Origin of the sequence: Streptomyces sp. NPDC026673 (genome assembly GCF_040638135.1) — a bacterium.
Taxonomy (GTDB): Bacteria; Actinomycetota; Actinomycetes; order Streptomycetales; family Streptomycetaceae; genus Actinacidiphila.
On sequence record NZ_JBEZXR010000006.1, the window covers coordinates 221,810 to 230,378 of the forward strand.

General features: G+C 73.6%; 6 protein-coding genes and 1 pseudogene. 3 read left to right on the forward strand and 4 right to left on the reverse strand.

Translation table 11 applies throughout. The features are described 5' to 3' along the window. Positions 1 to 32 precede the first annotated feature (32 nt). Genes AB0F62_RS07845 through AB0F62_RS07855 form a run of 3 tightly spaced genes read right to left on the reverse strand, consistent with a single transcriptional unit; the run spans position 33 to position 3,740 of the window. Positions 33 to 2,240 carry a xanthine dehydrogenase family protein molybdopterin-binding subunit gene (locus AB0F62_RS07845; protein WP_361793416.1) on the reverse strand — a complete coding sequence of 736 codons (2,208 nt, stop codon included), beginning with the start codon at positions 2,238 to 2,240 and terminating at the stop codon, positions 33 to 35. Further along, the gene (locus AB0F62_RS07850) at positions 2,237 to 3,226 is read right to left on the reverse strand and encodes a xanthine dehydrogenase family protein subunit M (RefSeq protein ID WP_361793419.1); all 990 of its coding nucleotides are present in this window, start codon (positions 3,224 to 3,226) and stop codon (positions 2,237 to 2,239) included. Before AB0F62_RS07850 ends, AB0F62_RS07845 begins: the two co-directional genes overlap by 4 nt. After that, complete coding sequence (locus tag AB0F62_RS07855; RefSeq protein ID WP_361793422.1) at positions 3,213 to 3,740, reverse strand: (2Fe-2S)-binding protein; 528 nt, start codon at positions 3,738 to 3,740, stop codon at positions 3,213 to 3,215. Before AB0F62_RS07855 ends, AB0F62_RS07850 begins: the two co-directional genes overlap by 14 nt. Positions 3,741 to 4,112: 372 nt before the next feature. On the opposite strand from AB0F62_RS07855, the gene AB0F62_RS07860 reads away from it, so the two are divergent. The 3 genes from AB0F62_RS07860 (at position 4,113) to AB0F62_RS07870 (ending at position 8,449) form a co-directional block, all read left to right on the forward strand. After that, complete coding sequence (locus AB0F62_RS07860) at positions 4,113 to 5,639, forward strand: FUSC family protein (protein ID WP_361793425.1); 1,527 nt, start codon at positions 4,113 to 4,115, stop codon at positions 5,637 to 5,639. Positions 5,640 to 6,253: 614 nt separating this feature from the next. Next, entirely contained in the window at positions 6,254 to 7,333 is a 1,080-nt protein-coding gene (locus tag AB0F62_RS07865) for a nitric oxide synthase oxygenase (protein WP_361793470.1), read from the forward strand. A 78-nt stretch (positions 7,334 to 7,411) separates the two neighbouring features. After that, positions 7,412 to 8,449, forward strand: coding sequence for a lactonase family protein (locus AB0F62_RS07870; RefSeq protein WP_361793428.1), 1,038 nt, complete (start codon positions 7,412 to 7,414; stop codon positions 8,447 to 8,449). A gap of 21 nt (positions 8,450 to 8,470) precedes the next feature. Here AB0F62_RS07870 and AB0F62_RS07875 read toward each other — a convergent pair. Continuing rightward, positions 8,471 to 8,569 (reverse strand): annotated as a pseudogene (locus AB0F62_RS07875) (Ku protein); the annotation flags it as partial.

Genomic DNA, 8,569 nt, shown 5'->3' on the forward strand with positions numbered 1-8,569 from the left:
GGCCGCGACGGTGCCAACGGCCCGCTCGCGGCTCAGAGGAGGGCGTCGAGGGTGATCGGCAGTTCGCGGAAGCGCTTGCCGGTGGCGTGGTGGACGGCGTTGGCGATGGCGGGCGCGATGCCGACCAGGCCGACCTCGCCGACGCCCTTGGTCCCGGTGGGGGTGCCGCGGTCGGGCTCGCCGACGAAGATCACGTCCAGCTCCGGGATGTCCGCGTTCACGGCGACGAGGTAGTCGGCGAACGTCCCGTTGGCGATGCGGCCGGTGCGCGGGTCGGTGACGGTGTCCTCGAACAGGGCCATGCCGATCCCGCCGACCGTTCCGCCGATGATCTGGCTCCTGGCCGTCTTCTCGTTGAGGATGCGGCCGCCGTCGATCGCGGACACCACCCGGGCGACCCGGACGAGTCCGAGGTCGGCGTCGACGCGTACCTCCACGAACTTCGCGCCGTAGGCCCCGGCCAGGGACATGCCGATGTCGGCCGGGTTCGGAGGCGTGCTGCTCCCGGTCGCGGTGAGCTGAGGCAGCCCGTGCCGGCCGAGGATGTCGGCGTACGACTCCCCGCGGTCCGGGCGGCCGACGAGGTGGACCCGGCCGCCGGAGACCTCGACGTCCTCGGGGGCGGCGCCCAGCAGCGGTGAGTCGGCGTCCCCGCGCGCGAGGTCCGCGAACAGCCCCACCAGCTTCCGGCAGGCGTCGTGCACGGCGTTGCCGAGCGCGCCGGTCAGGCCGGAGCCGCCGGCCATCATCGAGTCGGGCATGTCGGAGTCGCCGAGGTCGAAGCGGACCTTGTCCAGGGGCAGGCCCAGTTCCTCGGCGGACAGCTGGGCCATCACGGTGTACGTGCCGGTGCCGATGTCGGTCGCCGCGCTGCGCACGAACGCGCTGCCGTCGCGGTTCACGGTCGCCTCGGCCATGCACGGCGTCGCGAAGTACGGGAACATCGCGCTCGCCATGCCGTAGCCGACCAGCCAGTTGCCGTCGCGCATGGAGCGCGGCTCCGGGTCGCGGTCGGCCCAGCCGAAGCGCCGCGCGCCGGCCTCGTAGCACTCCAGGATCGCCTTCCCGGACCAGGGCAGCCCGTTGCGCGGGTCGACCTCGGTGTGGTTGCGGATCCGCAGCTCCAGCGGGTCCATGCGCAGGGTGTACGCCAGCTCGTCGAGGGCCGACTCCAGCGCGAAGCTGCCCTGCGCCTCCGCCGGTGCGCGCATCGACGTCGGCACGGCGATGTTGAGCTTGGCCTGCTCGTCCCGGGTGATCACGTTCGGGCACCGGTAGGCGAACGAGGTCCCGTGGGAGAACGGCTCGAAGTCGTTGTCCTCCATGCTCAGCGAGCTGAGGCTGCGGTGGTCGAGGGCGACCAGTTCGCCCTCGCGCGTGGCGCCCACGCTGAGCCACTGCACACCGCTGGGGCGGTGCCCGACGGAGGTGAACATCTGCGGCCGGGTCAGCACGAGCTTGACCGGGCGCTTGGTCGTCCGGGCGGCCATGGCGGTGAGGATCACGTGCGGCCACGCCCGCAGGCCGGCGCCGAAGCCGCCGCCCACGTAGGGCACCAGCACCCGCACCGCGCTCTCGGGGATGCCGAAGACCATGGCGAGGGTGGTGCGCACCATCGACGGCCACTGGCTGGTGTCGTGGACGGTGAGGGTGTCCTCCTCCCACGCGGCGAGGGTGGCGAACAGCCCCAGCGGGTTGTTGGTGTTGTCCGCCGTGACGTACGTGCCGCGCACGATGACGTCGGCGGCCTCCAGGGCGGCGGAGACGTCGCCGCGCGAGTGGTCCATCTTCCACGGGTCCGCCAGATGCTGCGCCCTCGGGTCCCGCAGGTCCAGCAGCGGCTCGGCGGCCTCGTACTCGGCGTGCACCAGCCGTGCCGCGGCGGCCGCCTGCTCCGGCGTCTCGGCGACCACGAAGGCGATGTGCTGCCCGTGGTGCATGATCCGGTCGTTGCGCAGCGGGGCGGGCGGTGCCTCGCCGAGGATCGTCGTCGGGCCGGTCCCCACCTGCGGGGCGTTCTGGTGGGTGAGCACCGAGATCACACCGGGTGAGCGTTCGGCCTCTTCGGTGTCCATCCGGACGATGCGGCCCGCCGCCACGGTGCTCTGCACCAGGGCGCCGTAGGCCTGGCCCGGGACGCTGAAGTCCATCGGGTAGGGGGCGGCGCCGGTGACCTTGCGCGGGCCGTCGACCCGGCTGACGCCCGCGCCGACCAGCGGCCTGCTCTCGACGGTGCTCATGCGGTCACTCCTGACACGGTCTGCAGCTCGCGGACGAGGGTCCGCCGCGCGAGCGGTACCTTGAACGCCGTTCCCGGCACGGTCCAGGCGTCGCGCATCGTGGCCTCCGCCGCGTCCAGGAACGTGGCCGTCGTGGCCGGCGCGCCGGTCAGCACATGCTCGGCCTCGTAGGCCCGCCAGGGCTTCGACCCCACACCGCCCAGCCCGACCCGGGCCTGACGGATCGTGCCGCCGTCCACGATGAGCAGCACCGCGGCCGAGGTGAGGGCGAACTCGTACGACATCCGGTCGCGGACCTTGAGGTAGCCCGAGCGGGCGGCCGGCGGCGGCAGCGGGATCTCGACCTCGGTGATCAGTTCGGCGTGCTCCAGGACGTTCTCCCGCTGGGGGCTCTCGTCGGCCGCGACGTAGAACTCCGTGAGCGGGACGCTGCGCCGGCCCGACAGCCCCTGGATGTGCACGACGGCGTCGAGCGCCACCAGTGCGACGGCGAGGTCGGAGGCGTGCAGCGCGATGCAGTTCTCGCTCACCCCGAGCACGGCGTGCATCCTGGCCGCGCCCTGCACGGCCGCGCATCCCGTGCCCGCGGAGCGCTTGTTGCACTCGAGGACCGCGGGGTCGCGGAAGTAGCGGCAGCGGGTGCGCTGCAGCAGGTTGCCGCCGATGGTGGCCATGTTCCGCAGCTGCACCGACGCGCCGAGCAGCAGGGCCTCGCGCACCATGGGCAGCCGCTCGGCGACCGTGGCGTCGGCGGCCAGTTCCTCCATCGTGGCCAGCGCCCCCACGTGCAGCGACTCGCCCCGGCGTTCGATGCCGTGCAGCGGGAGCCGGGTGATGTCGATCAGCGTGGGCGGCTCCAGGACCCCGTCCTTCATCAGGTCCAGCTGTGTGGTGCCGCCGGCCAGGCAGGACGCGGCCGGGTCGTCGGCCAGCATCCGGACGGCCTCCTGGGTGTCGGTGGCCCTGACGTACTCAAAGGTGCGCATCGTAACCTCCGCCGGACGCCGCCTCGCGAATCGCGGCCACGATGTTGGGATAGGCGCCGCAGCGGCACAGGTTGCCGCTCATGAACTCCCGGATCTCCTCGTCGGAACCGGTCCGCCCCTCGGCCATCAGCGCCACCGCGGACATGATCTGTCCGGGGGTGCAGAAGCCGCACTGGAAGCCGTCGTGCTCGATGAAGGACCGCTGCACGGGGTGCGGCCCGTCGGCGCCGGCGATGCCCTCGATGGTGGTGACCGCCCGGCCCTCGGCCTGGGCCGCCAGGGTCAGGCAGGAGAGCACTCTCCTGCCGTCGACATGGACCGTGCAGGCGCCGCAGGCCCCCTGGTCGCAGCCCTTCTTGGTGCCCACCAGGCCCAGCCGGTCCCGCAGGGCGTCCAGCAGCGTGACCCGGGTGTCCAGCCGCAGGGTGTAGGAGCGGCCGTTCACGTCGAGTGTCACGACCCGCTCGATGGTGGCGGGACGGTCCACGTCCCGCTCGCTCGCCACGTCCCTCATCGCGTCCTCCTCCGGACGGGTCGGATACGACTCGAGCCCCTCCCTGGGGGCGGATCCGGTGAGATGGTTCGTCAGACGTCGGTAAAGGCGGGATCGACTTTTATGCGCCAATTCATCCGCCTTTCTCCCTAATATACGCCGAATGGGCGTTTCGGCATGGGCCACTGGTCCGGCCCCGCCCTGGCCGGGGCGGCGGGGGCTGTGCCAATGGCACAGCCGATCGGGCGCGGCTTGAGCCATGGGACCGGAGGGTGCTTTCCTGGAGACGACGATGGCGTTGCGGGAGACCTGGAGTCCCCGCAGCGCCTTTTCCATGCACGGACACAGGCCGTGAGGCGAGCGAGGGGGCAGGTCGGACACGTGGTGAAGCGGATGTTCATCGCGCCGGACCCGGGACGCGTGCGGCTGCGCAGTGCCTCGCGCGCGGTCCTGGGCATCGGCGGGGCGGTCGGCGCCGTGGCGGCGGCCGGGCTGCCGCTGCCCGCCGTCGTGACCGGCGGGCTGGCCGCGCTGCTCGCGCTGTTCGTCGTCGCCGACCCGGGGCCCGCGCGTCAGGCCGCGACGACCGCGCTCATGCCCGTGGCAGGCTTCCCCGTCCTCGCGCTCGCCGCCTGGCTGCACCCGCATCCGGGCGCGCGGGACGCGGCCTTCCTCGCGGTCGTCTTCGCCGGGGTCTACGCCCGCCGCTGGGGGCCGCGCGGTCACGCGCTGGGTGTCTTCGCCTTCATGATGTTCTTCATCGCCCAGTTCCTGCGGGCCGGGCCGGGGCTGCTGCCCGAGCTGTACGGTGCGGTGGGCCTCGGGCTCGCCTGTGCCGCCCTGGTCCGCTTCGGCCTGTGGTGCTACGAGCGCGGTGCCGCCCCGGCGCCCGCCGTCGCCCTGCCCCAGCCGGGCGGCCTGCGCCGGCCGACGACCCGGCAGGCGTTCCAGGCGGTCCTCGCGGCCGGTATCGCGGTCGCCGTCGGCCAGGCGCTGTCCGAGGACCGCTGGTACTGGGCCGTCGGCACCGCCTGGTGGATCTTCGTGAACACCACGTCCCGGGGTGAGACGCTCGTCCGCGGATTCCGCCGCGTCCTGGGCACCGTCACCGGGATCGTCGCCGGGCTCGCCGTCGCGCTCCCCCTGCACGGGGCGCCCGCGCCGACCGCGGGGCTGGTCGCCGTCTGCGTCTTCGGCATCTTCTACACCGCCCCGCTCTCGTACAGCTGGATGATGTTCTTCGTGACCGTCATGGCGGGCCTGCTCTACGGCCTGCTCGGCATCCTCCACCCCGGCCTGCTCGCGCTGCGGCTGGGGGAGACCGCGGTCGGGGCGCTCGGCGCGGCCGTCGCGGTCCTCGTGGTGCTCCCGGTGACCACGCACGCGGCGACCGACGCCTGGATCCGCCGCGCGCTGCAGGCCGTGCGCGACTTCACCGGCGAGGCCGCCCGCCACCTCGCGGGCGGGCCGGGGGACGAACTGGCCCGCCACGTGGCGGAGCTCGACGTCCTGCTGGAGCGGGTCCGGGCCGCCGTCGCGCCGCTGGTGCACCCGCTGAGCCCGATGCCGCACCGCAAGGCGCGGGCCCGTGCGGTCCTCGCGCTGCTCGACGAATGCGCGCGCCAGGTCCGCGGCCTCGCGGAGGTCGTCGCCGACCCCTACGCCTGCCACGACGAGCGCCTCACAGCCGCCTGCCGCCGGGTGGAGATCGCCGTTCAGCGCCTGGTGCCCCCGGGCACGGCCGGGAGCGGCGCCCCGGCGCCCGCGGCTCCCGCCGCCGGCGCCGCTGGCGCCGCCGGCCCCCATCCCCACGCCGATCGCGCCCTGGAGCACCTGCGGAGCCTTGAGACGGCCCTCACCGGCCTCGCCGCCCCCCTCGGCGCCTCCCCGCGTCCGGCGAGGACCGCGGCGCCCGTCTGACGCTCACCCGTCCGCCGTGCCTCGCCCCGCACGGGGGCGCGTTCATTCCGTACCGCGACACCCCGGCGGCGCCGGGCGTGCGTGCCGGGTTCGTGGGCGCCCCCGGGCGGATCGGGACCGGTCGTGGTCGTGACGTGACCGGATTACGTCCAACCTGAGTCGCGATGTCGTCAATTCACCCGATTCGACGTCGTGTTCGGCGGGGCGTGCCAGGATGACTGACTCCGGACAAGCGGTAAGACCGATCAACTCGTGTCGTACCCGCGGACCGTATGGGACACGGTCCGCGCAGGACGGTCTTGGGGGTGCCTGGCGTGCTGAGGTTTCTGCGCCGTACCGGGGGGAAGAACCAGCGGCCGGCCCGCCCGGGCCGGGTGCCGCCGGCGGCGGAGCACGCGCGGACGGACGCCCCGGAGCCGGTGGCCGAGTGCCCCGCGGGGCATCCGCAGGCGGCGGAGGAGAGCGGCGAGGAGCGGCGACGCGACGCCACGGAGCCCACGTGCCCGGCCGGCGGCGAAGCCGGTGACGGTACGGGCCCGGTCGTCGGGGCCGTCCAGGCCGTCCAGGCCGTCCGGCACAAGGACGTCGACGTCCGCGCGCTGGCGACCGACTTCCTGCGGCAGTACCACCAGGAGCTGCCCGGCGCCGCCGGGGACCCGCAGGAGCGGCTGGCCGCGGTGCTCGCCGAGATCGACGCGACCGGCACCTACCGGCACACGCACGAGGAGCTGGTCTTCGGGGCGCGCGTCGCCTGGCGCAACAGCAACCGCTGCATCGGCCGGCTGTACTGGAACTCCCTGCAGGTCCGCGACCGCCGCCATGTCGCGACCGCGCGGGGAGTGGCGCTGGAGGCCGCCGCCCACCTGCGTGTCGCGACCAACGGCGGCCGCATACGCCCGGTCATCACCGTCTTCGCCCCGGACCGGCCGGACCGGCCGGGCCCCAGGATCTGGAACGACCAGCTCATCCGCTACGCGGGCTACCCCCGCCCCGACGGCGGGGTGCTGGGCGACCCCGCCAACACCGGCATCACCGAGGTCGCCCGGCAGCTCGGCTGGTCCGGCGGCCCCGGTACGCCCTTCGACGTCCTGCCGCTGGTCGTCCAGGGCGGAGCCGAACCGCCCCGCCACTTCCCGCTGCCGCCCGACAGCGTGCTGGAGGTGCCGATCGCGCACCCGGAGTTCGACTGGCTCGCGCAGTGGGGCCTGCGGTGGCACGCGGTTCCGGCCATCTCCTCCATGTGCCTGGAGATCGGCGGCGTCTGCTACCCGGCCGCCCCCTTCAACGGTTGGTACATGGGCACCGAGATAGGCGCCCGCAATCTGGCCGACACCGACCGCTACGACCTGCTGCCGCGCTTCGCCGAGCGCCTCGGCCTGGACACCGCGAGCGACCGCTCCCTCTGGCGCGACCGGGCCCTGGTCGAGCTCAACCGGGCCGTCCTCCACTCCTTCGACCGGGTCGGTGCCACCATCACCGACCACCACACCGAATCCCGCCGCTTCCTCGCCCACATCGACCGGGAGGAGCGCAAGGGCCGTACCGTGCCCGCCGACTGGTCGTGGATCGTGCCGCCCATCTCCGGTTCGGCCACCGGCGTCTTCCACCGCTACTACGACTCCGGGGAACCGACCCCCGCCTACGTCCACCACCCGGAGTCGCTGGCCCTCTCCCGCGGCGAGACGCTGGTGTGACGGGGGCAACGGGATCGGTTTCCGGCCACTGCGTTACTCTCAGCCGCCGTACAGACAATCAGCGGAAGAGGTACGGCAGTGGCCGGGCACGTTTACATCGGGTCGTTCACCTCGGCGGGTGGCAAGGGGCTGACCACCGCCGCAGTCGACCCCGTCTCGGGGGCGCTGACGGTGCTGCGCGCCGACTCCGCGATCGAGGACCCGTCCTTCCTGGTGCTCTCCGAGGACCGCGGTCTCCTCTACGCCGTCAGCGAGCACGGGGAGGCCGGTGCCGCGGCCGTGTTCTCGCTGGACGACCCCGCCCGCCCCGAACTCACGGGCGCCGCGGTGCCCGTGGGCGGCGGCGCGCCCACCCACCTGTGCCTGCACCGGGGCCACCTGCTCACCGCCAACTACGCCTCCGGCACCGTCAGTGTGCTGCCGGTGGACGACCGGGGCGCGCTCGGCGAGCCGCGGCACGTGCTGGAGCACGAGGGCGACGGACCGGACCGGGAGCGGCAGGAGGGCCCGCACGCCCACATGGTGCTGCCCGACCCCTCCGGCCGCTGGGTGCTCAGCGTGGACCTCGGCACGGACTCGGTGCGCGTCTGCGAACTCGACGCGGAGAGCGGCGAACTGGAGATAGAGCGCGAGATGGGCCTGCGCTCCGGCACCGGACCGCGCCATCTCACCTTCCACCCGCGCGGCGACCGCGCCTACGTCATGAACGAACTGGAATCCGTGGTGACGGTCTGTCACTGGGACGCGGAGGTGGGCCGGCTGAAGCCGGTCGCCGAGGTCTCCGTGCTGCCCGAGGACGCCTCGGGCCCGAACTACCCCTCCGAGCTGGTGGTCTCGCCCGACGGCCGGTTCGCCTGGGCCGCCAACCGCGGGCACAACAGCATCGCCGTGCTCTCCATCGACGACAGCGGTGACCGGCTGGAGCTGCTGGAGACGGTGGACTGCGGCGGAGACTGGCCGCGGCACCTGACGCTCGACCCCTCGGGCAAGCGGCTCTATGCGGCCAACGAACGCTCCGGTGACGTCAGCTGGTTCGACGTCGACCCGGCCACGGGCACGCCCCGGCGCGCGGGCTCGGTGGCCGTGCCCGCCGCGTCCTGCGTGGCCTTCGGCTGACGTCGGGACCCCCGTACGCGCAACGGCGCCGCCGTCCTCGGCGTGCACCTGGTGCAGGGAGACGCCGTGTTCCTCGGTGGCCGCGTAGAGCTTGACGGGAATGGAGACCAGCCCGAAGCT